The organism is Arthrobacter sp. NPDC093125, assembly GCF_044754225.1.
Lineage (GTDB): Bacteria > Actinomycetota > Actinomycetes > Actinomycetales > Micrococcaceae > Arthrobacter.
In genome coordinates this window covers 38,679-63,579 of sequence record NZ_JBIVOQ010000001.1, presented here as the reverse complement: position 1 = coordinate 63,579, position 24,901 = coordinate 38,679, and the positions used below count along the sequence as shown (strand labels likewise).

Below are 24,901 nucleotides of genomic sequence, written 5' to 3'. Positions count from 1 at the left end.
AGCGCAAGTCACACCGTGCGGTTGACGGCGGCATGGCCGGCCTAGTCCACCCAGACGACGGGTTCGTTGGCGTCCGCGGCGAGGTCGCCGAATTCCCACTCGCCGTTTTCCCGGTTGGGGGCGTACGGCAGCACAGCGGCGAAAACCGCGCCGCTGCAGTGCTCCGCCGCCACGTGGATGGCGTCGGAGTTTTCCTCGGTCAGGGTGATGTCGCAAACGATCGCGGCAGCACGGAACTCCTCGCGCTTCTGGCGCAGCAGCTCCGTGATGTCGTGGATCATGCTGTCAGCGTCGAACTCGTCACCGTCATCCGCCGGCGAGACCGTCAGGAGGCGGACCTCGCCGTCGTTTTCCACCACGAGGGCGAAGGGAAGGAAACCGCCGTTTCGCTCAAGCTGCTCCCGGGCTGCCCCCATCCCGGTACCGAGCAGGTTTTCCAGGTCGGCGGCCGTTGCCTCCGGAACGGAGTCCCGCCAGGACGGTTCTGACTGCGGAGCTGCTTTTGCCGCGGCGTCTGCCATTCCTTCTGTCATGTCGGGCCTAGCTGCGGACGAGGGCCAGCACGCGGTCGCGGACCCGCTGCATGGTCGCCTGGTCAGTGGCTTCTGCATTCAGCCGCAGGTAAGGCTCCGTGTTGGAGGGGCGGAGGTTGAACCAGTAGCTGCCGTCATTGGCGGTGAAGGTGCTGCCGTCCAGATGGTCGACCGTGATGTCTTCGCCGGCGAAATCGGCGCGGACGCGCTCGACGGCGCCGGCCTTGTCCTCGATCTCGGAGTTAATTTCCCCGGAGGAGACGTACGGCTCGTATTCGCGGCCGAGTTCGGACAGCGGGCCATCCTGCTCGCCCAGGGCAGCCAGCACGTGCATCGCTGCCAGCATGCCCGTGTCTGCGTTCCAGAAGTCGCGGAAGTAGAAGTGGGCGGAGTGTTCCCCGCCGAAGACGGCACCCTCTTTGGCCATGACTGCCTTGATGAACGAGTGCCCAACCCGGGTGCGGACCGCGCGGCCGCCCGACGCGGCAACGAGCTCGGGCACTGCGCGGGAGGTCAGCAGGTTGTGGATGATGGTGGGCGTTTCCTCACCCTGGGCTTTAGCGCGGGCGATCTCGCGGCGGGCCACCATTCCGGTGATGGCCGACGGCGATACCGTCTCGCCCCGCTCGTCAATGACAAAGCAGCGGTCTGCATCGCCGTCGAACGCCAGGCCGATGTCAGCCCCGTGTTCGATCACGGCGGCCTGCAAATCACGCAGGTTTTCCGGTTCGAGCGGGTTGGCCGGGTGGTTCGGGAAAGAGCCGTCCAGTTCGAAGTACAGCGGGATGATGTCCAGGGGCAGCTTCGGCAGCAGGGCGTCGCCAAGGACAGCGGGAGTGGTGAGCCCCGCCATGCCGTTGCCGGCGTCGACAACCACCTTCAGGGGGCGGGAGCCCGAGAGGTCCACGAGTTTGCGCAGGTATTCGGAGTAGCTCTTGAGGACGTCCTGCACGCCGATCTGACCGCGGGTCGCGGCGGCGGGGATGGAGCGTTCGTTGAGGTACTGCTCCGCGAGGGCCTGGATCTCCTTGAGCCCTGTCTCGGAGGAGATAGGCACGGCACCGGCCTTGGCCATCTTGATGCCGTTGTACTCGGCCGGGTTGTGGCTGGCGGTGAACGTCGCGCCTGCTGCATTGAGGGCGCCGCAGGCGTAGTAAAGCTCGTCGGTGGAGATCAGGTCCAGCAGCTGCACATTTGCCCCGCGGGTGGCGGCGCCGTTGGCGAAGGCCTTGCTGAATTCGGGGGAGGAGGGGCGCATATCGCCGCCGACGAGGACCATCTGGCCTTCCAGTTCCAGCACATCGACGAATGCGGCCCCCACGGCTTCGACGATGTCAGCGGTGATGGATTCGCCTACGATGCCGCGGACGTCATACGCCTTGAAGGAGGCTGAAAGGTCAAAAATATTGGTCTCGTTGCTAGTCACGGGACTTATCTTACGTTGAAGCTCTCTGAAGCCTGGGGAGGGGAAGTCATGAAGGCGCGGGTGGTGACGGTGCGCTGCAATTTCCCGGCGGCAGGGCGCAGGGGGCCCGCGTTATCCACATGGGGAGCTCCGGGCTTTGGGGTGTCAGAGGCGGCTGGGATACTGAATCAATGCCCCATAACCAGCACGCCTCAGTTCTTGCCTCTGCCACCGGCACGCCGTCCGCCTCTTCACCCGGTGGCCCCGCGCGGTCGCGCGACGAGGCGCTCGGCGTGCTCCGGGAGCTGGTCGGCCACCCGGGCGCTGAGTTCCATGACGGCCAGTTCGAAGCGATCGAGGCGCTGGTTGACGGCGGGCGGCGGGCACTTGTTGTGCAGCGGACGGGCTGGGGCAAGTCGGCCGTCTACTTCGTGGCGTCACTGCTGCTCAGGCGTCGCGGGGCGGGCCCCACGCTGATCGTGTCCCCGTTGCTGGCGCTGATGCGCGACCAGGTTGCGGCCGCGGCCCGTGCCGGGGTGCGGGCGGTGGCCATCAACTCCGCGAACCAGCTGGAGTGGGACAACGTGCGGGAGCAGCTCGCGGCGGACCAGGTGGACGTATTGCTCGTTTCCCCCGAACGGCTCACAAACCCATCTTTCCGTGAGAACCAGCTTCCGGAACTGATCCGCCGCACCGGGCTGCTGGTGATTGACGAGGCCCACTGCATTTCGGACTGGGGCCACGATTTCCGCCCGGATTACCGGCGGATCGCGGACCTCATCACCCAGCTCCCGGACACGGTTCCCGTGCTGGCCACCACTGCCACGGCCAACTCCCGCGTGGTTCACGACATCGAGGAGCAGCTGGGTGATGGCGTGCTGACCATCCGCGGTTCCTTGGGGAGGGAGTCCCTGCGGCTGGGTGTGCTCACGCTGCCGGATTCCCGTGAGAGGCTGGGCTGGCTGCTGACCCATCTGGCGGATCTGCCGGGCAGCGGAATCATCTACACCCTGACTGTATCGGCGGCCGAGGACACTGCCCGGCTGTTGGCGGAGGCCGGGCACCAGGTGCTGGCCTACACCGGCCGCACCGATCCCGCCGACCGTGAACGGGCGGAGCAGCTCCTGAAGGACAACGAAGTCAAGGCGCTCGTGGCCACGTCCGCGCTGGGCATGGGCTTTGACAAGCCGGACCTCGGCTTCGTCGTCCACCTCGGCGCCCCGTCCTCGCCGGTGGCGTATTACCAGCAGGTGGGCCGTGCCGGCCGTGGCGCTGCCAACGCCGACGTCCTGCTGCTTCCCGGGTCCGAGGACAGGGATATCTGGCAGTATTTCGCCACTGCCTCCATGCCTTCGGAGGAGAAGGCCTCCGCGGTGCTGACGGCGCTGGCCGAAGCCGGAACGGCCGTCTCCACGGTTGCCCTGGAAGCCCGCGTTGACCTGCGGAGGACGCCGCTGGAACTGTTGCTGAAGGTGCTGGCCGTCTACGGCGCCGTTGAGCGTGTGGGCGGCGGTTGGCGGTCTACCGGACAGCCCTGGACCTACGACGCAGAGCGGTACCGCAGGATCGCTGAAGCCAGGGTGGACGAGCAGGATTCCATGGTCATCTACCAGGACACCGCAGGGTGCCGCATGGAGTACATCACGTCGGTGCTCGACGACGAAACCGCGTCGGCGTGCGGGCGGTGCGATAACTGCGCGGGCCGGTGGTTCCCGGCCGAGATCTCTTCCTCGGCAACGGAGGCGGCCGGCCAGACCCTGAGCCGCGCCGGCGTCGTGCTTGAACCCCGTCTTCAGTGGCCCAGCGGAATGGACCGGCTAGGGGTTCCGGTGAAGGGAAAGATCAAGCCGGACGAGAGCCTTGCCGAAGGCCGCGCCCTGGCCCGAATGACTGATCTGGGGTGGGGAGGGGCTCTCCGGGAACTCTTTGCCGCGGGCGCCCCGGACCGGGAACTGGATCCCGGCATGCTGCAGGCGTGCGTCCAGGTGCTGCGCGAATGGGGTGCCGGCGATTCCCGGACGGCTGGCTGGAGCGGCGCCGGCCGTCCGGCCGCCATCGTCAGCCTGCCGTCGCGCGGAAAACCTGTTCTGGTGGAATCATTGGCGCGCGGAATCTCTGAAATTGGGCGCATTCCCTACCTGGGTCGGCTCGACCTGGAGCACGGCGGGCCGACGGGCAGCCGCGGCGGCAACAGCGCGTACCGGCTCGCCGGGGTGTGGGAGCGGCTGGTGGCCGGCCCGGCGCTGGAGTCGGCCCTGGCAGGAATTGGCGGCCAGAGCGTGCTGCTGATCGACGACCTCGTGGACAGCCGCTGGACCGTGACCGTTGCCGGCCGTGCGCTTAGACGGGCCGGCGCCGGGGCGGTTCTGCCGCTGGTGCTCGCGCAGGCCGGCTGACTTCAGCCCCGGCATGGCGGTGCAGCATCAGGCTGTCTGCCGTGCTGAGGAGCATCAGCAGGGCGATGGCCAGGAAGGCGCCCCGGTAGGCTGCGACGCCCTCTCCGCCCGCCGCGGTGCCGAGCACTGCGTCCCAGCCGCTCGTGAACAGGGGAGCGGCATCGAAGACACGGAGAAGAAGCGCTCCCACCGCGATGCCTGCCCCCGTGGCGAGCTGGACAAGGGTGGCTGAAACGGCGTTGGCCGAGGTCAGCTGGCCGGGCACGATGTCCGCGTACTGAACGGAGGCGTAGGCGGAGAACCCGATCGACCGGAAGGCGCCGCTGCAGACGAGCAGCCCGAAGATCAGCGGTTCGGGTGTTCCGGGAGTGAGTAGGGCGCAAAGCGCGAACGTCACCGCTGACGCGAGGGACGCAAAAACGAGGACGGGCTTGAATCCAAAGCGGCGGATCAGCGGCGTGGTGGCCGGTTTGATGCCGATGTTCCCGACGAACACGGCTGCCACCATGATGCCGGCATGGAGGGGGCTCCACCCGAAGCCCTCTTGGAACATCAGAGGCAGGAGGAAGGGTACGGCGCTGATGGTGAGCCGGTAGATGAAGCCGCCGGTATTCGTTGCCCGGAACGTGCGCGTGGAAAACACCGTCAGGTCGAACAAGGGATTGGCTGCCTTGCGCATCCACAGCACAGCTGCGGTCAGGGCGGCCGCCCCCGCCACAAGGCTCAGCAGAGTCCAAGGCCCGTCCGGGTGGGCGCTGGCCAACTCCAGGCCGGCAACGAGGGAACCGACGCCGGCCGTGGTCAGAATCAGCCCAAGCCAGTCGAGCCGGCGTTCCCGGTCGCCCGCAACTCCCGGCACCAGGCGAAGAGCTGCCAGGAACGCGGCGACGCCCAGCGGCAGATTGACCAGGAAGATCCAGTGCCAGGACAGGTACGTCGTCAGCGCCCCTCCCACCAGCGGCGCCAGCACCGGGGCCAGCAGTCCGGGCCACACGAGATAGGCCGTGGCGCGCAGCAGTTCAGACTTGGGGGTCCCGCGGAGTACCACGAGCGTACCCACGGGGACCATCATGGCGCCGCCCGCGCCCTGCAGAATGCGGCTGAGGGTCAGCGTGGTCAGGTCCTGGCTCAAAGCACAGAGCAGGGAGGCAACGGTAAAGAGCGCAATGGCCAGACAGAAGATGCGCCGCGCTCCCAGCCGCTCGGCCAGCCAACCGCTCAGCGGGATGCCCATTGCCACGGTCATCAGGTAGGCCGTCATGGTGATGTTCACGCTGGCAGCGGCCACACCGAAGTCGCCGGCGATGCTCGGAATGGCGGTGACCAGCACCGTTCCGTCCAGGAACTCCATGAAGAACGTCGCCGCCACGAGCAAGGCCAGCCGCGGGTTCCAGGGACGGACGGCGGCTCCGCCGCTCATGGGCCCCTGCGCCAGGTCATTGCCAGTCATCCCAACATCCTGCCACTGGGGGAGTGATGCCTGCCTTCTGCGTCCGCAACCCGGACCAACACGAACCGGACCAGTGAGAAACGGACAAAGACCGACCAGCCGGACGGGAGCGGGACCAAAAGCAGCAAGGGCGCGTGTCCAAGCCCCGCAGCTACCGGCTTAGCCCCAGCTACCGAAGCCCCGCAGCTACGCAAAAGGCCCCGGTCCAAGGACCGGGGCCATACGCGGAGACGGGGGGATTTGAACCCCCGGTGGAGTTGTGCCCCACACTTCATTAGCAGTGAAGCCCATTCGGCCGCTCTGGCACGTCTCCATCCGCTATCACTAGCCCACCAAGGATACGCAGAACCGGGCACCCAGTGCAAAACCACGCCTGGAGGTCCTTGCAGAGCGTCGGGTTGAGGCGGAGGCTTTGTCGAGATAATGCTTGCGTTCTCGGCGTTGATACCGCCAAAAGCGAAGCCAAAACAACGGCCCGGAGCGGTCAGGCAGTTCCGCCTGCCAGGGACTTCCAAAGGAAGTGCTGGCTGCGGCCCTGCAGTGCGGCCGCCTGCCGGTTGTCCGAAGCCCCGGCGTGCCCGCCTTCAAGGGCTTCATGGAACCAGACGTTCGGAATGCCCATGGCCTGCATGCGTGCTGCCATCTTGCGGGCCTGCACGGGCCCAACCCTGTCATCCGAGGTCGCCGTCCAAATGAAGGTCTCCGGATAGTCAACGCCGTCTCTGAGCAGGTGATAGGGCGAGAAGGTCTTGATGAATTCCCAATGCTCGGGGACGTCCGGGTCCCCGTACTCGGCGATCCACGAATGTCCGGCCGACAGCTTGGTGTACCGCCGCATATCCAGCAGGGGCACCCCGCAGGACACGGCCCCAAAGAGGTCCGGATAGCGGGTCAGCATGTTGCCCACCAGGAGCCCGCCGTTCGAGCCGCCCACACACCCCAACCGTTCCCGGCTCGTGACGCCCCGGGAGATAAGGTCCTTCGCCACTGCGGCGAAATCCTCATAGGCGCGGTGCCGGTTCTCCTGCAGCGCCGCCCGATGCCAGGATGGCCCGTATTCGCCGCCGCCGCGGATATTCGCCACGACGTAGACTCCGCCCCGCCGGTGTGAAGCGGCTGAGCCGTCACCAGAAGCGCTAACACCCGCTCCGTCACCAGAAGCGCTAACACCCGCTCCGTCACCAGAAGCGCTGCCAGCCGCTCCGTCCCCGTTGGCGCTGGCAGGCACCGTCCGCCGCTCCAGCCAGGCGCGGCCCACGGCCCCGCTGTAGGCAGGGGTGCGGGAGACTTCGAAGCCGCCGTACCCGGACAGTTGGGTGGGGTTTTGTCCGTCCAGCACGAGGTCGCGCGAGGCGATCTGGAAGTACGGCACGCGGGTGCCGTCCTCGGATACGGCGAAGTGCTGCTGCACCTCATAGGCAGCGTCGTTGAAGAACGACGGCGATGCCTTGACCACCGCATGGCTGCTCACCACGCCGGCGTCCCCGGCAGGTACCGCGTCCAGTTCAGGGATGGAGCCACCGGCAGGAACTGCCCGTTTCAGGGTTCCGCGCGTCAGGGTGGTGGGGGTGGTGAAGCCGGTCGCGACCAGCCAGAAATCATCCCCGGCTCCTCGGGGAGCCCCGGAGGAAAGGCTGTCGGCGTCGTCCTCATCGTCCACGGCGTAGGCATTAACATCATGCAACGGCGGGCAGGCGTCCAGGAGCGAGGAGGCCCAGGCGCCGTCACCTGTGGAGGCGCTGCGGGACGGATCCAGCACGCGGATTTCGGAGGAGACGTCCCGCAGCAAGTTGAGCAGCAGGAAGTTCCGGGTCCAGCTCCAGGACTGCAGCGACGTTTGGGTGTCCGGCGTAAAGAGGACCGTGAGCCGGCGCTCGCCTGCGAGGTAGCGGTCAAAGTCCGCCGCGAGCAGCGATCCTGCTGGGTAGCTCGTGCTGTCCACCGTCCACTCGCCCTGGGGACGGAAGAGCAGCCACTCCCGGTGCAGGCTGAGGTTGACGTCAGTGGGCACGTCGATGGCTGTCCACGAGTCGCCGCACAGCACAGACGTAGTCCTGTTGAAGAAGTCGATCCAGTCCACGGCGAGGGTCCGCTCAAACCCCGGCGTATCGTCGTGAGCCACGATTGCCATCATGTGGTCCTCCGGGATCTCAAAGATCCGCGGTGCCTCGGTCAGCGACTGTCCGCGGCGCAGCCGGACCGCCGTCCGTGCATAGGAAGAGACTGTCCGCGGCAGGCCGTCGGCAGTGCTGGCCACCAGCAGCGTGTCCGCATCCAGCCACGAAACGTTCCCCTTCGCCGTCGGGAGGTCAAAACCTCCGCCGGCGGGGTCAACGAAAGTGCGGGTCTCGACGTCGAACTCGCGGTAGCGGTTGGCGTCGCCGCCGTCGGGCGAGAGGGCCAGCAGTGCCAGCCGGTAGGGCTGGCCGGGTTCGGGCCGGAGGAAATTCGCCCCGTGGAAGACCCATTCCTCACCCTCCGCTGCGGCGAGCGCGTCCACGTCCAGCAGGACGTCCCACTCGGGGTCGTCGCTGCAGTAGCTCTCCCACGTGGTGCGCCGCCACAGGCCCTTCGGGTTCTCCCGGTCCTTCCAGAAGTTGTAGTACCAGTCGCCGCGCTTGGTCACCATCGCGATCTTGTCCGTGGAGTCCAGCACTTCGAGGATCTCGCCTTCAAGGCGCTCGTATTCGGCGTCCTGGAGCAGGTCCTCGGTCCGGGCGTTCTGTTCACGCACCCAGGCCAGCTGTTCTTCGCCGTAGATGTCTTCCAGCCAGATGTTTTCGTCGGTAGGCTCGGGCGCGGTCCCTGTTGGAACGGCGTCCGGCGCGGAGGCTGAATCAGCTGCGGTGATGGTCATCGCCCCATCCAAACAACTTCGCGGCTCAGTCAGCAAGTCACATGCCGATACTCTGGATGCCGTGGTCACAACGCAAAGCATCCGGACGGTACTGATAGGTGCCGGCCCGAGGGGTACCAGCGTGCTGGAGCGGCTGCTGGCCAACTGGGCCGCCGCCGGTGCTGCCACCTCGGGCGCAGGCCTGCATATCGATGTGGTCGATCCCTACCCGGCCGGGCCCGGCCATGTCTGGCAGCCGGGGCAGTCGCGGCTCTACCTGATGAACACGCAGTCCTTCTACCCCACCCTCATCCCGGAGGACCCGCAGCTGGCCGCCCCCCTTGCCGGCACCACCTTCGACCGCTGGCGCGAATGCCGGCAGCAGGACCCGCTCCCCACCCTGACGGATGACGAACGGGCGGAACTAGCGGTCCTCAGGGCCGGCGATTTCCCCAGCCGTGCCCTGTACGGCCGGTACCTCCGGTCCACGCTCGAGGAGCTGCTCGCGGTGCTGCCCGACGGCGTCACAGTGGACTTCCACGAAACCGTCGCCACCGCGGCCCGTCCGGCAGGGGACGGAAAGTTCGACGTCGAACTGGCGGACGGCGCCCCGCTCACCGCTGACTCGGTAGTCTTCGCCCTGGGCCACCTGGACTCACGGCTGAACCCGGAGCAGCGCCAGCTGCACGCAGCGGCTGCCGAGCTGGGGCTGCGCTACTTCCCGCCAGCCGCTCCCGCCGACGTCGACTGGTCCGACGTTCCGCCGCGCGAACCGGTGCTGGTCCGCGGCATGGGGCTGAACTTCTTTGACGTCATGGGCCAGCTCACCGAGGGGCGTGGCGGCAAGTTCGTCGAGACTGGTGAGGTTTTGGAGTACGTGCCCTCAGGCCAGGAGCCACTGATCATTGCGGCTTCCCGCCGTGGCACTCCATACCGGGCCAAGGCGGCGCTTGAGGGCTATTACCCGGCCTCCGTATCCCTGAAGTACTTCACGCGTGTGGCGATGCAGCGCTTCGAGACCACCGGCATCGTCCCGGCCTTCGACCACGACCTCTGGCCCCTCCTGCACCGCGACGCCCTCTGGGCCTACTACTCCACGCTGGTGCGTTCCGAGCCTGATGCGCTGGCGGACTCCGCCGCCTTCCTGAAAGAACTGGATGAGGCGATGCACCCGCACGCCCACACGACGGTGAAGTGGGAGGAAGCGGTCCGTGCCGTCGTCGAAAGCCATGTCCGGGAAGAGGACAGGATCGACCTGCTGAGCCTCGCGGCGCCGCTGGCCGGACGCAGCTTCAGCTCCCGTGCGGAGCTGGACGCCGCCGTGATGGACTACCTCCTCGACGACGCCCGCCGGTCCGCCCGCGGCGAGGACGACCCCGTGAAAATGGCGATCGGTGCCCTGCACCATGGCCGTGCCGTGCTGAAATCAGTGGTGGCCGACGGCGGCATCACTGACGAGTCATGGGTCGCCGGCCTGCGCGGCTGGTTTGAGTCCTTTGTGGAAGGCCTGGCCAGCGGCCCCCCGGCGCTCCGGGCCGAGCAGCTGGCGGCGCTGGCGCAGGCCGGGGTGGTCAGCTTTGTGGGGCCAGACCCCAAATTCGGCGTGGATCGGAAAGCCGGACTGTTCACGGCCGTATCCCCCTGGGTAGACGGCGGCGCAGCGGAGGCCCGGACCATGGTGGAAGCCCTGGCCCCGGCCAACCGCGTGTCCGTCAATGAGTCCCCGCTGCTGGAACAGCTCCTGGCCGACGGCATCGTGCGGCCGCGGACCATGATGACGGTGGAAGGCACCCCGGTGCAGGCGACCGGGCTGGATGTCAGGCCGCACCCCTACCGTCCCGTGGCTGCCAATGGGGAAGTGGCCCACCGCCTGTTCGTGCTGGGTCTCCAGCTTTCGGCCACGCAGTGGGGAACGGCGATCGCCGCCGAGGCCGTGCAGCAGGGCGGCCCGGTCTACCCCAGCGGCCAGCGCACCCTGCGCGACGCCGACGAGATCGCCCGCGCCATCCTCCACCTCTGACGCTCCCTCAGACCCTGCCGCCCACTTCCGGACGCTCCCTCACGTCTCGCGGCCCTAAACCGGATGCTCCCTCAGATCCTGCGGGTTTTCCGGGAACGCTCTCGCAGCCATTATCTGTTGAGCCGTCAGGCTAACCTCTCAGGCACCTCCGGTACTCGGTCCACGCGATGGCGTACCTGATCCACCCCGCCAAGTCGTACCAGTTGACCGGCGGAACGGGGGCGGCGCACACCGGCGGGACAGGTCCGCTGGCTGCAACGGTGACGTCGGTTCTGACCACCGTTCCGGACTCTGCCGCCGTGAGGACCAGCGTTCCGACGCCGGCTGCAGCCTTGGCGGGAACCCTCAGATTCACTGTGGCTGCACCATCCGACACCGGAATGGTGCCAAGCGCAGTGGACGCTCCGGCGGAATCGGTGAACACCGCGCTCAGGGACTTGTTGACGGGGCTGCCCAGTGATGTCAGGTCCAGTTTGGAGAGCTGCAGCGTCATGGCGTCCCCTCCCTTGACCTCAGCAGCGGTGGAGTTGACCACGGCAATGGAGCGCCGCCGGAAGTCCGGTGCCACGGGGTTGTGCCCCTGGAGATACCTGATCCAGGCATCCCGGTCCACGAGTCCTGAATCCTCGGTACCCGAGCCCTCCTTGAAGATCCGGAAGTTGTCGCCGCCGGTGGCCAGGAAGCTGAACGTGCCGATCCGGTAAGACTTCGCAGGATCGATCAGGTTCCCGTTCACCCGGATGGACGTAATGCGGTCCCCCTCGGGACGGGCGGCATCGTAGGTGTAGTTCACGTTCCTGGACAGGCCCAGCTGCTGGTAGGGGCGGCTGGGAACCGTCCCGTCAGGGTTGGTCTGCCATTGCTGTTCCAGAAGCGTCTTGAATTGTGCACCCGACAGGGACGTGGTCCAGAGGTTGTTCACGAAGGGCAGGACCGAGTTGGCCTCCGCGTAGGTGATGGTTCCGTCCGGCACGAAGTACAGCTCATTCCGCAGTCCGCCGGGGTTTACGACGCCGATCTCGGCCCCACCGGCATCGGGAGCGTTGAGTGCGTCCACGAGGGAGTCAGCGACGAGGTTGCCCAAGGTGGACTCGCTGGCCCGGTCGTCCCGCTTGGCCGGTGTTGTCTCGGTGGCAGGCGTAAATGCCGTCGTGATATCAGCTGTCACCTTGCCCACAGGCTGGCCGCCAATCTCTGCCGCCTCCGCGAGGGCCCTCTTGACGATGGCGTCAACGGTGGCAACCCGGGGGTAGGCGGCCACCAGGTCGGCAGCCGGCGCGGTGGTGCGCTTGACGTTGCCGGCCTTGTAGCCGGTGACCTCCTTGGTCGCGGTGTCGATGGTCAGCTGGATCTGGCCGATGTTTTCCCCATAATTGCCCGTTTGGACGACGGGGCGGGTCTTGCCTGGAACGCCGGGCACCGGTGCGTCCCAGGCGTACTCCTTGTGCGTGTGGCCGTTGAAGATTGCGTCCACGTCGGCGGACGTTTCGGTGACCAGCTTGGCGAAGGGGCCGCCGGCGGCCACTTCCTGCTCCAGGGTGGCGCCTTCCGGCGTTCCGGCACCGGCGCCGTCGTGGTTTTCCACGATGATGACGTCGGCATGCTGCTCAGCCTTGATCCTGGCGGCGACACGGTTGATGGCGTCGACGGGGTCCCCGAAATCCAGCTCGCTGATCCCGGCGGGCGTGACCAGGGTCGGCACTTCCTGAGTCACGGTTCCGATGACGGCCACTTTGATGCCGCTCATCTCGAGGACCGTGAATTCCGGAAGGGCCGGCTCGGTGGTCCCCTTCTTGTACACATTCGCACCCAGGTACGGGAACTTGGCGCCGGTGGCGACGCGGTCACGCAAGTCAGCCCAGCCGCCGTCGAACTCGTGGTTGCCCACGGCGGAGGCTTTCACCTCGAGCGCGTTGAGGACATCAATGGTGGGCTGGTCTTTTGCGACAGCGGAGGCGAACAGCGAAGCTCCGATGTTGTCACCGGCGGAGAGGAATGCGGTGGCCCCGGGTGCGGCCTCGGCCCGCAGCTTCTCGATGGTGCCGGCGAACAGCACGGTGTTCGTGTCGATGCGGCCATGGAAATCGTTGATGCCCAGGAAGTTCAGGTCAACGGTCGCCGGCGTGACGGGCAGATCCAGGCCGACCACCACGGGGTCGTGGTCGCTGGCCCGGAACGGGTCCGCTGCATAGTAGTTGGTCACGTTGTTGTTATACCTGCTGTACTCCAACGCAACGGACTCTACCGAGTTGATGTTCCAGATGTCGGCGCCCGTTACCGCGGCGTCGGCGGCAGGCGAGGCCAGAACGTAGTCGAGCGAGCCCGTCAGGCCGCCAAAGAGGTACGAGTGCTTGGCCGTTCCATCGGGGTTCTTCGCCTTCTCGTCCTGGTTGACGTAGCCCGCGGCGGTGAGGACGTTGATCGGATCCTCCTTGGCGTAGGCGTTGAAGTCGCCCATCAGGAAGACCTTTTGCGTTCCCTTCGAGGCCTTCAGCCCGTCCGCGAACGCCAGCAGGGACTTCGCCTGCTCGGTGCGCGCAAGGTTTGAGGCTCCTTGCCCCTTGTCGGTGTCTTCCGGAGTGGCGGCTGATCCCTTGGACTTGAAGTGGTTGGCGATGGCGATGAACTTCTTGTCATCCGTGGCGCCAACCGGCTTGAACACCTGGGCCAGGGGCTTGCGTGCGCTCGCAAAGGCCACGGTGTCGTTATGAATGACGGATTCGCCCACCGGCTCAGCCACACCCTTCTTGAAAATGAAGGCGGTGCGGATCATGTCCTCGTCGGCCAGCGGGGGAGCGTTGGCCGGTGAGCGGACGTAGTCCCAGATTCCGGGGGTTGCGATGTTGAGTGCTTCCACGAGCTTCGCCAGGGCCTCGTCACGGTCCTTGCCGAACTGCGCGGAGTTTTCCACCTCCATGAGGGATACGACGTCGGCACCGGACTTTGTGATGGCCGCCACGATCTTGTCTTGCTGGCGTTTCAGGTTGTCCGCGTCCGCTGCCCCGCGAACGTCGCAGCCGTCCTTGACCGTGATGGGGTTGCCTTCCCGGTCAGTATAGAAATTGCAGCCCGCCACCTGGTCACCGGTGGTGGTGAAGTAGTTGAGCACATTGAAGGAGGCGATCTTCAGGTTTCCGCCCACGGCAGCGGGGGCATCCGTCCGCGTGGCGCCGAAGGATGCCGGCTGGACGGCGTCCGCATTTGCCGCCGTCAGGTGGGCCAGCGGCTGGAGTTTCCAGGCGTTGTTGGCGTAGCCGAGCACCACATTGGTTGTGAAGGTCACCGGGGAACCGACCCGGACGGGATCTGTGGGTGTCAGGTACGGCAGAACCTGGGCCTTCGTGGCGCTGTCTTTCAGGAAATTGGTGCTGGCGCCGTCGTCGAGCTTGATCCCGCGGGCGGCGTTGGCCGCAACTGCCGCTGCGTGCTCGGGCGAACCGTACGGAGCCACGGCAGTGGGCTGCGCGAGCGTGGTGGTACCGCCGGACAGGCCGATTTCGCCGTACTGGTTCAGGGCGTAGTTGTCCGTGACAGTGAATGGCCCCTGTGGCCTGAGCAGCATTCCTTCGAGCGCCTCGCGGTACGCCTCACCCGCGGGCAAGGAGAACCCGGTGGCCTTGACCTCGGGCGCCGCCTCCGTGAGCCTGGTCAGGCCGGCGGCGCTCGTGACCGAGATTTGGGTCATTCCATAGAACTCGCTGACAGTGCCCGTGATCTCCACGTACTCCCCGGCCCGGACAGCGTCCACAGTTGACGGGGAGAAGACGAAAACAGCGTCCGACGCCGCGTGGTTGGCGGGCGTAAGATCGCCGCCGGTTCCCGGCGTCTGCAGGTAGTAGCCAGCGAAGCCCCCGGTCGGGAAAACCGCAGTGACCCGGCCCCTCGTGGTCACCGCGGACCCGGCCAGCGGGCTCGCGGTCCCCGTTCCCTGGATCTCGGCGATGGTCTTTGATGCGGCGCCGGGAGCCGGGTCCGCGGGTTCTGAGGGAGCCGTGCCTTCCGTCTGGTTTGCTGCTCCTGGTGTGATGGCCGTGCTGAGCGTGAAATCGGCGGCGTTGTTGTTGCTGTCCCTGCCCGACGTGCGGTTCAGGCTCCGGACGTCTGTGGTGCTGGAGGGCGCTGCTGCTGACTGGGTCTCGAACGTGTTGGATGTTCCGTAACCCAGCAGGTCAGCGACGTTGTCCTGCTCCACGACGGAACCCGTCGGAAGGGGGTTGACGGCGGTGGACTGCCTGGCAAGCACGATGGTGCCGGTGGTTCCCGAAGGACTGAACCCTGGGGCGGATACATCTGCGGAGGGAAGATCGGGGGCCGTTGAAGCAGTGCTGTTGGTTCCGCCTTTGACGAGGAAGTAACCCTTCGCGGGGACTGTGCCGCTCAACTGTCCGGTGTAGCTGGGGGCTCCGGTCGCTGATGCCGCGCGGTACTGAAGAGACCAGCCCTCCAGCGAAACGGGAGTGTCCGAGGAGTTGTACAGCTCCACGAACTTGTTCTTGTAGGCTGCTCCGGCGCTGCCGCCGCTGAGGTAGGCCTCGTTGATGGTGATGGGCGATGATCCTGCAGCGGCCGGCGAGACCTCCACTGCATTTGCGGGGACAGCGTTCAGCGGGGCTGCAATGAGCCCCGCTGACAGCACTGCGCCCAGCGTAAATTTCCAAGGTGTTCGTTGCATCCGCTCTGGCTCTCACTAGGGTGTCCCGGGTAAGGGACCCAATGGAATGTGCACTCGTACTGCCAGCAGATGGACCGGACCTGGCATCTCGTGAGGCAGTTCCAGGCCATCAAAACAGGGCCGGATGAACGCGTGGTTGATGGCGCGTGCATTTGGCGGAACGCTCCCCAGCGGAACGGACTGCCCCCAGCCAGCACAAAGACTACCGGCCGGTAGCTCCATGGGAGGCTGCCGGCCGGTAATTTCTCCGGAGAATTTACTTGTGGATTTCTGGGACGCTTAGCCCTGGGCCCCCTGCCCGGTGTCCGCGACGATCTTGAACATCGCCCCGGTGGGGTCCGTCAGTGTGGCAATCCGCCCAAAGGGAGTGTCGTCCGGTCCCTCGACGACCTTGCCGCCCATTTCCACAGCTTTTGCGAGCGACGCATCAGTGTCCGAGACAGCGAAATAGACCTGCCAGCTCGACGGCATCTCTGCAGGAAGATAGCCGGAGGCGTCCAGAATGCCGGCCTTCGCCTCAGCGCCGGCGCCCAAGGTTGTGTAGCGGAACTCCGGGGTATCGCTCATGACGTCCGTGTTCCAGCCGAAAACCTGCTGGTAGAACTGCACGGCGGCGTCATAGTCCTTGGCGTGGAGCTCATGCCAGGCGGCGGTGCCGTCCTCCGCCACCAGTTCGTAGCCGCGCATTTCACGCGGCTGCCAGGCGCCGATGGAAGCGCCGGAAACGTCGCCGAAGATGGCCATGTGGCCCTGCTCCGGAACGTCCATGGGCGCGACAAACACCTGCCCGCCGTTGGCTGCGACAGCGTCGGCGGTGGCTGCGGCGTCATCGGTGCGCAGGTACGTGGACCACATATCGGGCAGGCCAGCCTGGTCAGCATCCTTCTGCATGATGCCGGCGACCATCTTGCCCTTCTTCAGGGCGGTGATGTAGCCGCCGTACTTCTCCTGGTCGCCGGACTGGAAGTCCCAGCCGAACAGTTCGCCATAGAACTGCTTCGCTGTGTCCGTGTTGGAGGTCATCAGATCAATCCAGCAAGGCGCGCCGGGCGTGATATCAGGGGTGGGCATAGTCAGCTCCTGGTGTCTGCCGCGGAGCACGTCCGCAGGTCAAAGGGATGTGGAGACAGCTCCGACCCTATGCCCGGGCTATGACAGTTTCAATGGTTCCGGCAGTCAGATCCGGTCCGAGTAGGACGTCCCGGGCTCGTTGTCGTCGTCTGCTTCCACCCATTCGATGAAGTCCTTGAGTGACATGCACCAGTAGTAGTCCGAGTACCTCAGGCCCTGCTTTTCTGTCTTGCTCACGACGGCGACCTCCCCCCGAAAAATCGATGCTGCCTGTAATGGTGCCCTTCCCGGACGGGGCAGGGGCACCGTGGTCTTACTAGTGAACGCCTCCGCCGCGGTTCGCGCATGAGTGGTGCGTACTCGAATTTTCCGGGTGCAGGTACTCGCCGGTACTTGTTTTTCAGGGCAGGGATTCCGTCCTACCTGTCCATGAAAAAAGGCCTGCCGGGCCAACCTCGCGGTTGGCCCGGCAGGCCTCTCATGTGCGCTCAGAATGCGCTGTGCGGAAGGTAAGAGATTCGAACTCTTGGTACGGGGTTACCGCACACTGGTTTTCAAGACCAGCTCCTTCGGCCGCTCGGACAACCTTCCTTGACTAGTAGTGTTTCATAGGCAGTTGGCTGCAACAAAAACTGAAATGTGGCAGTTGGTGCCGGCACACACTACTTTTGGGGCAGTAATCAGCAAGGAAATCGGGAGTTCTCCATGAAAGCCGTCTACATCTCTGAGCCGGGAGGCCCGGAAACGCTGGAAATCCGCGAGGTCCCGGCCCCGGTTCCAGGCCACGGCGAAGTCCTGATCGATGTTGTGGCGGCAGGGTTGAACCGCGCGGACGTGCAGCAGCGGAGGGGCTACTACCCGCCCCCTCCGGGCGCTTCGGAGGTCCCCGGCCTGGAAGTTTCCGGCCGCATCGCAGGCTTCGGCGAGGGAGTCACCAAGCCATTTTCCATCGGGGACAAAGTTGTGGCCTTGCTGGCCGGCGGCGGTTACGCCCAGCAGGTCTCGGTCCGCGCGGAGCAGGTTCTGAGAATTCCCGACGGCGTTGACCTGGTTACCGCTGCTGCCCTTCCGGAGGTCGCGGCGACGGTCTACTCGAACCTCGTCATGACAGCCCAGCTGCAGGCCGGTGAAACAGTCCTGATCCACGGAGCCACCGGCGGGATCGGGACCATGGCCATCCAGTTCGCGAAGGCAATCGGCGCCACTGTCGCCGCTACGGCCGGTACCGACGAGAAAGTCAGCACGGCCAAGGCCTTCCTGGGGGCCGACATCGCCATCAATTATGCGGAGGAGAACTTCGCGGAGAGCCTTCGGGCCCAGAATGACGGCAAAGGCGCGGACGTGATCCTGGACGTTGTGGGCGCCAAGTACCTGCAGCAGAACGTTGACGCGCTCGCAGATTATGGCCGGCTCGTCGTCATTGGCCTGCAGGGCGGCGCCAAGGGCGAACTGGACCTCGGGCAGCTGCTGCGGAAGCGCGCCGCCGTTGTGGCCACGGCGCTCCGGCCCAGGCCCGTCGAGGAGAAGGGCGTGATCATGACCGCTGTCCGGGATGCCGTCTGGCCCCTCGTCGCTGACGGCCGGATCCACCCCCTCGTGGCTAGGACGTTCCCGCTGGACCAGGTCAGGGCCGCCCACAAGTACTTCGATTCAGGCGAGCACGTCGGCAAGATCCTGCTGGTGATGTAGTGTCGGTCCGCCACAGCCTCCTTGCCCTGCTGCAGGAACGGCCGCGGTACGGATACCAGCTCAGGAGCGAGTTCCAGGACCGAACGGGCGCAGCCTGGCCGCTGAACATCGGGCAGGTCTATACGACGTTGGAACGCCTGGAACGCGACGGCCTCGTACGGAAGGAATCCGGCGCCGACGGCGGACAGGTCGTGTACAGCATCACCGACGAAGGGGCAGGCCAGGTCGATGCCTGGTTCTCGGCCCCCGTTGAACGTTCCAATCCGCCCCGGAATGAGCTGGCCATCAAGCTCTCGCTTGCCCTGTCGCTGCCCGGGGTGGATGCCGGGGCCATCATCCGGGCCCAGCGCGCAGCGTCGCTTGCCGTGCTGCAGGAGCACACCAAGGTAAGGCGCGACACCGCCACCAACCCGCGAAAGGCCGATCTTGCCTTGCTGCTGGTCCTGGACTCGCTGATCTTCCAGGCCGAGGCTGAGATTCGCTGGCTGGACCTCTGCGAAGCCCGCATGGCGCAGCTGGCTCCCAGTGGAAACGCCGCTGGCCGCTGATCAAGGACCGCTGGGCGCACCATTTCCCAACACCAGGTGATTCTGCATTCCGAACGCTTGCCCCCGTTGGTAGGGTGCGCCTGAGGGAATTGTCACATTTTGTAATCTCGAGGAGGAGACATGAGCAGCAGCATGCCTGGCGGCAGGGCTGGGACGGCCGATGAGGATCTGGAGCTGACGCACGATCCGTCGCTGCCGCCGACCGCGGTTGATGACGCAGTCCGCGAAGCCGAGGAGCGTAAGTGGACGCCCACGAAGATCGCGATCTGGTCGGCGATAGCACTTCTGGGCGGCGTGGCCTGGTTCATGCTGGCCATCATCAGAGGCGAGACCGTCAATGCGATCTGGTTCGTGTTTGCGTCCGTCTGCACCTACTTGATCGCCTACCGCTTCTACTCGAAGGTCATCGAGCGATACATCACCAAGCCGAACGACCGGCGCGCCACCCCGGCTGAATACAAAGCCGACGGAAAGGACTACGTCCGAACAGACCGCAACGTCCTGTTCGGCCATCACTTTGCGGCGATCGCGGGCGCCGGTCCGCTCGTGGGTCCGGTCATCGCGGCACAGATGGGGTACCTGCCCGGAACAATCTGGATCATCCTCGGCGTCGTCCTCGCCGGTGCTGTGCAGGACTACCTCGTCCTGTTCTTCTCCATGCGGCGGGGCGGCCGCTCCCTGGGCCAGATGGCCCGCGAGGAACTGGGCGTGATCGGCGGAACCGCCGCCCTCATCGCCACCCTGCTCATCATGGTGATCATCGTCGCGATCCTCGCCCTCGTCGTCGTGAACGCCCTGGGCGAAAGCCCGTGGGGCGTCTTCTCGGTGGGCATGACCATTCCCATTGCCCTCTTCATGGGGGTGTACCTGCGGTTCATCCGCCCGGGCAGGGTCCTGGAAGTTTCCCTGATCGGCTTCGTCCTGCTGATGGCCGCCATCATCGGAGGCGGCATTGTCGCGGAAACCGAGTGGGGCGCGGCGTTCTTCCACCTGGACAAGGTCACCATCGCCTGGGGCATCATCGTCTACGGCTTCATCGCCGCAATCCTGCCGGTCTGGCTGCTCCTCGCCCCGCGTGACTACCTCTCCACGTTCATGAAGATCGGCGTTATCGTCATGCTGGCGCTGGCCATCATCGTGGTCCGGCCCGAGATCAATGTCCCGGCGTTCAGCGAGTTCGCCAGCCGTGAGAACGGCCCGGTATTCCCCGGGGCGTTGTTCCCGTTCCTGTTCGTCACGATTGCCTGCGGCGCGCTCTCGGGTTTCCACGCCCTGATCTCCTCGGGCACCACCCCGAAACTGGTCGAGAAGGAACGCCAGACCCGCCTGATCGGCTACGGCGGCATGCTGATGGAGTCCTTCGTGGCCATCATGGCGCTCGTGGCGGCCATCTCCATCGACCGCGGACTGTACTTCGCCATGAACTCGCCGGCCGCTTTGACCGGCGGAACCGTGGAAACCGCGGCCACCTGGGTGAACAGCCTGGGGCTGTCCGGGGTGAACCTGACACCGGAGATCCTGTCGCAGACTGCTGCCAACGTCGGTGAGGAAAGCATTGTTTCCCGCACCGGCGGTGCACCCACGCTGGCCGTGGGTCTGGCCCACATCATGCAGCAGTTCATCGGCGGTACGGCGATGATGGCGTTCTGGTACCACTTCGCCATCATGTTCGAGGCGCTGTTCATCCTGACCGCGGTGGACGCCGGCACGCGCGTGGCCCGCTTCATGCTGCAGGACTCGATTGGCAACTTCGTCCCCAAGTTCAAGGAACACTCCTGGCGGCCGGGAGCCTGGCTCTGCACTGCCATCATGGTGGCCGCGTGGGGTGCGGTGCTGCTGATGGGCGTCACCGATCCGCTCGGCGGCATCAATACGCTCTTCCCGCTTTTCGGCATCGCCAACCAGCTGCTGGCCGCCATTGCCCTGTCGGTCTGCCTGGCCATCGCGGCCAAGCGCGGCTCCTTCAAGTACATCTGGATCGTGGCGCTGCCGCTGGCCTTCGCGGCCGTGGTCACCATCACCGCCAGCGCGTACAAGATCTTCTCGCCGGTGCCCGCCGTCGGGTACTTCGCCAACAACGCGGCCTTCTCCAAGGCCCTGGCCGAGGGGAAGACTGAGTTCGGCACCGCGAAGACCGTGGCGGCCATGGAGGCCGTGGTCCGCAACACCATGATCCAAGGATGGCTTTCGGTGATTTTCGTGGTCCTGAGCATCATCGTCATCATCACGGCGCTGATCGCCACGGTGAAGGCCTTCCGGAACGAAGGCGGCGGGATTGCCCACACCGACCACGAGGACCCGGCTCTGCCGTCGAGGGTCTACGCGCCGTCAGGCTTCATCCCCACTCCGTCGGAGCGTGAGCTGGTGGCAGAGTGGAACAAAGTCCCGGCTGAACAGCGGCTCGAAAAGCCCGTGCACCACTGAGGCGGAGCCCGACAATGAGCGCGATAGTCGAAGGATTACGGGGCGTTGCCCGGTACCTTGGCGGTGTGATGGGGGCGGACGCTTACCAAAAATATCTGGAGCATTATGCCGCCGCCGGGCACCGGAGCCCGCCCCTGACTGAGCGGGAATTCTGGCGGGACCGGACCGATCGCCAGGACAGCAACCCGCAGGGCCGGTGCTGCTGACCTGACGATGTCACCGTGGCGCCGCCGGACACTCCAACGTCCGACGGCGCCACGGCCTTTTCTGCCGAGGCCACCGTTCTCTTTCGGCTGGCAATGGGCAGACGCCCATCAAGAAGCTTCATCGACTGGACTCCCGGTTCCGGGGCCGTGAGAGTATGAACCCATGAGCGATCCGAACGACACTCAAACCACCCCCGCTGACGCGTCAGATGCAACTTCCGAGGCGCCCCAGCCCGGCGACGACTTCCCGGTGGAGGGCACCGCCATTGAGGCTGAACCGCTGCCGCTGGATGGCGACAAGCCGGCTGACCCGTCCAAGCCCAAGGGCAGCAGCCTGCAGGATCTCGTGGATGAGCCCGCCAAGGTGATGCGGATCGGCACCATGATCCGGCAACTGCTGGAAGAAGTGAAAGCCGCGCCGCTGGATGATGCTGCCCGCGGTCGGCTCGCCGAAATCCACGAGCGCTCCATCAAGGAACTCGAGGACGGACTGGCCCCGGAGCTCGTCGAGGAGCTGGATCGGATCAGCTTGCCTTTCCCGGATGATGCCACCCCGTCGGACGCTGAACTGCGGATTGCCCAGGCCCAGCTCGTGGGCTGGCTTGAAGGACTGTTCCACGGCATCCAGACCGCCATTGCCGCGCAACACGCGGCGCGGGAACATGCCATGACGCAGTTGCGGCAGCTCCCGCCTGGGACTGTCATTGCTCCGGGCGTTGTGATCGGCGAGAACGGCGAGCCGCAGCGGGCCAAGTCCCCCCAGCAGCCGGCCGGTCCCCTGCCGCCGGAGACCCCGGACCACGGCCCGGGTCAGTACCTGTAGGTGGGCTTGGGGTTCTTCACTGCCGCCCGGCAAGGGCGGAAAGACGACGCCGAACTCGGCAAAGGCCTGTGGCGCCGGGCGCACGACCGTTTCCACCGTGGACTGGACCGCTACCACCAGGTCCTGGAGGGCGTTGAGGACGAGCCCCTGTACGCGGAACTCGTCGACATCGCCAACCAGCTCGCGGAACTCTCGGGCCGTGTCCGGAGAGTCTGCGTGGAAGCCCAGCGGCTTTCTCCGAGCGAGGGGCTGGACATCCCGCACTCGCTCTCCGGCGTCCACCGGGCACTGTCGAAGGCGGGCAACTCGCTGGCCGCGACGGCCGAGGCGGCAGCCATGCTCCGGCTTGCTGTCGGGCCGGTTCCGGTAGGCGCGGCGTCGGTCTGGAGAAGGGCGGAGATGGTGTTTGAACAGGTGGCGGAGGCCGAGCGTCTACTCGCCGCGGCAGGCCCGGTTCCGGAGATGTGATTTGGGAGTCGGGGGTGCCGAAATATTCCCTGCCGAGGGCATTAAGCGCCTAGCTTACTTGCCGGTAATTTCCTGTGTCCGCCCGGCCCCGCTTGGCAGTATAGACAAATGACTTCTTCACCGACACTGACATTCAATGACGGCAACACCATCCCCCAGCTCGGCTACGGAGTATGGCAGGTGGAAGACGACGTGGCCGAGAAGGTCGTCTTCCAGGCGTTCCAGGCAGGGTTCCGCCACATCGACACCGCAAAGATCTACGGCAATGAGTCCGGAGTGGGCCGCGCCATCGCGAGCTCCGGGCTGTCGCCGGAAGAAATCTTCATCACCACCAAGCTGTGGAACTCGGACCAGGGCTACGAGTCGACGCTCGCGGCGTTCGAGGAGTCCATGGAGCGTCTTGGCCTGGAAACGCTGGACCTCTACCTGATCCACTGGCTCCAGCCGAAGCAGGACAAGTACGTGGACACCTGGAAGGCGCTGATTGAGCTGCAGAAGCGCGGCAGGGTGAAGTCGATCGGCGTCTCGAACTTCACGATCGAGGGGTTGCAGCGCATCATCGACGAAACCGGCGTGGTGCCCGCCATTAACCAGGTGGAACTGCACCCGTTCTTCAACCAGGCTGAATTGCGGGAGTTCAATGCGTCCAAGGGAATCCTCACGCAGGCCTGGTCCCCATTGGGCCAGGGCGGCGAGCTTCTGGAAGACCCTACCGTCACGGCCATTGCGGACAAGCACGGTGCAACGCCGGCGCAGGTGGTTATCGCGTGGCACCTGGCCATCGGAAACGTGGTCATTCCCAAGACGGTGACAGAGTCCCGGATCCGTGAAAACTACACGGCCCTGGAGATCACCCTCGATGCCGCTGACATCGAATCCATCAATGGGCTGGACCGTACGGCTTCGGGAACCGGACGCATCGGCCCTGACCCGGCGATCTCCGACTTCGCCTAGCCAGCCCGGACGACATAGCCAGCCCGGACGACATAGCCAGCCCGGACAAACGTCCCGGGGAGCAGGCCCCGTCGCACTGAACTGCTGTTTCGGCAGCGGTTTCCAGCGCGGCGGGGCCTGCCCCATGCCGGCACCAATGCGGTCAGGCCGCGACTTGCTCCTGACGGACGGCCACTGCATCGACAATGGCCCAGTCGTCCTCGCATGCCAGGCGGCGGCTGATGAACCGCTCGGCCTCAGCCGAAGTATCGAAGATCTCGGTCCTGATCCGTCCGCAGTCGGCTTCGAAGTACGTGACGTGGAATTCGTGGTTCATTTCCATGACTCCATGGTGCAGCCGGGGTCTGACATTTTTAGTTCTTCAGTCCGGTGTGTTGCGGAGACGGAGCACACGCTCCTTCGCCAGCACCGCTGTACGCCGGCTCTTCTCGGCGGAGCGGGCATGTTGCTTTGCCTCTGCCGCTGCTGTTTCGCGCTCTTTCCGCACGGCGTCCAAGGACTCTTCCAGCGTTCTCAGCCGTTGTCTGGTCTCACTGATGTCGGCTGTCAGGCGGGCGAACTCCTCAGCCGCCTCGTTAACGGCGTCCTCACGCGCCTCGGCCTCCGCCACTGCCGCCGAGGCCGCGGCTTCTGCCTCAGCGAGTGCTGCTTCGGCTTTCTCCAGAAGAGAGGGCGACGGCGGCCGCGGGGTCCGGTTCACGGCCTGCAGACGGGGTTTGTCCGGACCGGCCGCGGGGCGGCGTTTGGATTGCGCCTGGGTCTCCGGGCGGGTCCTGGCAGGAGGTTTCGGGCCCGCAGCTTTGCGGGCGGTCGGTTTGGGCGGCTCAGGGACGTGACCGAGGGCGGAAGGGACGGCGACCGCGCCTTCGAGATCAACCCGGTCCACGCCGTCGGCGTTGAGAACACGCAGGAGCATTCCGCTTTGCACGGCAGCCGCAGCGGCGGCATCGGCAGTTGCAGCCCGCAGTGTTTCCTCCACCTCGGCGGCCACTGGGGCGCTGACCGGCCTGCCCTGTTGCTCTGCTGCGAGGCGGGCTGCGCTGACGGCTTCGGTGAGGAGCTTGCGCCGCTCCCGTGACAGCTCCCGCAGGGCTGCGGCGTCAAGCGCTGCCTGGGCGCCCTGCATCGTTTGGCCCAGGTCGCGGAGCTGCCGGACGGCGTCCGGATCGTGGTGGGCCAGCATGTTGACGGTCCAGGCTGCGGCGGACGGCTTGGGCAGGGCTTTGATGGCTTGGGACAACTGGCGGTTCGATTCCGCTGCCGCAGCCTTGGCCGCAGCGGTTCGGGCAGCGACGAATTCGTCGAAGGGCAGCGCATAAAGGCGCCCGGCAACGTCGGCAAGCTCCTGCTCTTCCATGCCAGCCATCTTAGGACGGCGGTGATCGGGAACTGATTAAGGGCCGACG

General features: G+C 65.8%; 18 protein-coding genes and 2 tRNA genes. 9 read left to right on the top strand and 11 right to left on the bottom strand.

The annotated features are described in order from the left end of the window. Nucleotides 1-41 precede the first annotated feature (41 nt). Together ACIP9X_RS00285 and ACIP9X_RS00280 are read right to left on the bottom strand one after the other, a co-directional pair. On the bottom strand, nucleotides 42-521 hold the full coding sequence (locus ACIP9X_RS00285; protein WP_400478509.1) for a hypothetical protein: 480 nt from the start codon (nucleotides 519-521) through the stop codon (nucleotides 42-44). A gap of 19 nt (nucleotides 522-540) precedes the next feature. Continuing rightward, nucleotides 541-1,959 (bottom strand): phosphomannomutase/phosphoglucomutase, encoded by a 1,419-nt coding sequence (locus tag ACIP9X_RS00280; RefSeq protein WP_400477724.1) that lies wholly within the window; start codon nucleotides 1,957-1,959, stop codon nucleotides 541-543. 170 nt (nucleotides 1,960-2,129) lie between these two features. On the opposite strand from ACIP9X_RS00280, the gene ACIP9X_RS00275 reads away from it, so the two are divergent. Continuing rightward, nucleotides 2,130-4,334, top strand: a complete 2,205-nt coding sequence (locus ACIP9X_RS00275; protein ID WP_400477723.1) for a RecQ family ATP-dependent DNA helicase — start codon at nucleotides 2,130-2,132, stop codon at nucleotides 4,332-4,334. Here ACIP9X_RS00275 and ACIP9X_RS00270 read toward each other — a convergent pair. The 3 genes from ACIP9X_RS00270 to ACIP9X_RS00260 all read right to left on the bottom strand — a co-directional run bounded on the left by ACIP9X_RS00270 (nucleotide 4,279) and on the right by ACIP9X_RS00260 (nucleotide 8,641). Further along, nucleotides 4,279-5,784: an MFS transporter gene (locus ACIP9X_RS00270; protein WP_400477722.1), complete on the bottom strand. Its 1,506-nt coding sequence runs from the start codon at nucleotides 5,782-5,784 to the stop codon at nucleotides 4,279-4,281. The genes ACIP9X_RS00275 and ACIP9X_RS00270 overlap by 56 nt on opposite strands. A 225-nt stretch (nucleotides 5,785-6,009) precedes the next feature. Beyond that, nucleotides 6,010-6,097 (bottom strand) — tRNA-Ser (locus ACIP9X_RS00265). 171 nt (nucleotides 6,098-6,268) lie between these two features. Then, complete coding sequence (locus ACIP9X_RS00260; RefSeq protein WP_400477721.1) at nucleotides 6,269-8,641, bottom strand: prolyl oligopeptidase family protein; 2,373 nt, start codon at nucleotides 8,639-8,641, stop codon at nucleotides 6,269-6,271. Nucleotides 8,642-8,702: 61 nt separating this feature from the next. On the opposite strand from ACIP9X_RS00260, the gene ACIP9X_RS00255 reads away from it, so the two are divergent. Next, nucleotides 8,703-10,640: an FAD/NAD(P)-binding protein gene (locus tag ACIP9X_RS00255; protein ID WP_400477720.1), complete on the top strand. Its 1,938-nt coding sequence runs from the start codon at nucleotides 8,703-8,705 to the stop codon at nucleotides 10,638-10,640. A 130-nt stretch (nucleotides 10,641-10,770) separates the two neighbouring features. Here the strand turns inward: ACIP9X_RS00255 and ACIP9X_RS00250 are convergent, their stop codons facing one another. The 4 genes from ACIP9X_RS00250 to ACIP9X_RS00235 form a co-directional block, all read right to left on the bottom strand. Next, nucleotides 10,771-15,312: an ExeM/NucH family extracellular endonuclease gene (locus ACIP9X_RS00250; protein ID WP_400477719.1), complete on the bottom strand. Its 4,542-nt coding sequence runs from the start codon at nucleotides 15,310-15,312 to the stop codon at nucleotides 10,771-10,773. 279 nt (nucleotides 15,313-15,591) lie between these two features. After that, nucleotides 15,592-16,383, bottom strand: coding sequence for a VOC family protein (locus ACIP9X_RS00245; protein ID WP_400477718.1), 792 nt, complete (start codon nucleotides 16,381-16,383; stop codon nucleotides 15,592-15,594). Nucleotides 16,384-16,488: 105 nt separating this feature from the next. Continuing rightward, the gene (locus tag ACIP9X_RS00240; protein WP_400477717.1) at nucleotides 16,489-16,620 is read right to left on the bottom strand and encodes a hypothetical protein; all 132 of its coding nucleotides are present in this window, start codon (nucleotides 16,618-16,620) and stop codon (nucleotides 16,489-16,491) included. Between the two features lie 266 nt (nucleotides 16,621-16,886). Then, nucleotides 16,887-16,974 (bottom strand) — tRNA-Ser (locus ACIP9X_RS00235). A 114-nt stretch (nucleotides 16,975-17,088) separates the two neighbouring features. On the opposite strand from ACIP9X_RS00235, the gene ACIP9X_RS00230 reads away from it, so the two are divergent. The 7 genes from ACIP9X_RS00230 (at nucleotide 17,089) to ACIP9X_RS00200 (ending at nucleotide 23,495) form a co-directional block, all read left to right on the top strand. Next, on the top strand, nucleotides 17,089-18,072 hold the full coding sequence (locus tag ACIP9X_RS00230) for an NAD(P)H-quinone oxidoreductase (protein ID WP_400477716.1): 984 nt from the start codon (nucleotides 17,089-17,091) through the stop codon (nucleotides 18,070-18,072). Then, nucleotides 18,072-18,620 (top strand): PadR family transcriptional regulator, encoded by a 549-nt coding sequence (locus tag ACIP9X_RS00225; RefSeq protein WP_400477715.1) that lies wholly within the window; start codon nucleotides 18,072-18,074, stop codon nucleotides 18,618-18,620. Before ACIP9X_RS00230 ends, ACIP9X_RS00225 begins: the two co-directional genes overlap by 1 nt. 132 nt (nucleotides 18,621-18,752) lie before the next feature. Next, nucleotides 18,753-21,044 (top strand): carbon starvation CstA family protein, encoded by a 2,292-nt coding sequence (locus ACIP9X_RS00220; RefSeq protein WP_400478508.1) that lies wholly within the window; start codon nucleotides 18,753-18,755, stop codon nucleotides 21,042-21,044. A gap of 14 nt (nucleotides 21,045-21,058) precedes the next feature. Continuing rightward, the gene (locus ACIP9X_RS00215) at nucleotides 21,059-21,250 is read left to right on the top strand and encodes a YbdD/YjiX family protein (protein WP_400477714.1); all 192 of its coding nucleotides are present in this window, start codon (nucleotides 21,059-21,061) and stop codon (nucleotides 21,248-21,250) included. A 163-nt stretch (nucleotides 21,251-21,413) separates the two neighbouring features. Continuing rightward, the gene (locus ACIP9X_RS00210) at nucleotides 21,414-22,073 is read left to right on the top strand and encodes a bacterial proteasome activator family protein (RefSeq protein ID WP_400477713.1); all 660 of its coding nucleotides are present in this window, start codon (nucleotides 21,414-21,416) and stop codon (nucleotides 22,071-22,073) included. A 6-nt stretch (nucleotides 22,074-22,079) separates the two neighbouring features. After that, a complete protein-coding gene (locus ACIP9X_RS00205; protein ID WP_400477712.1) occupies nucleotides 22,080-22,541 on the top strand; it encodes a hypothetical protein in 462 nt (153 codons plus the stop codon). Between the two features lie 108 nt (nucleotides 22,542-22,649). After that, nucleotides 22,650-23,495: an aldo/keto reductase gene (locus ACIP9X_RS00200; RefSeq protein WP_400477711.1), complete on the top strand. Its 846-nt coding sequence runs from the start codon at nucleotides 22,650-22,652 to the stop codon at nucleotides 23,493-23,495. A gap of 142 nt (nucleotides 23,496-23,637) precedes the next feature. Here the strand turns inward: ACIP9X_RS00200 and ACIP9X_RS00195 are convergent, their stop codons facing one another. Together ACIP9X_RS00195 and ACIP9X_RS00190 are read right to left on the bottom strand one after the other, a co-directional pair. After that, nucleotides 23,638-23,817, bottom strand: coding sequence for a hypothetical protein (locus ACIP9X_RS00195; protein ID WP_400477710.1), 180 nt, complete (start codon nucleotides 23,815-23,817; stop codon nucleotides 23,638-23,640). Between the two features lie 39 nt (nucleotides 23,818-23,856). Beyond that, nucleotides 23,857-24,852, bottom strand: a complete 996-nt coding sequence (locus tag ACIP9X_RS00190; protein ID WP_400477709.1) for a hypothetical protein — start codon at nucleotides 24,850-24,852, stop codon at nucleotides 23,857-23,859. Between the last annotated feature and the right edge of the window lie 49 nt (nucleotides 24,853-24,901).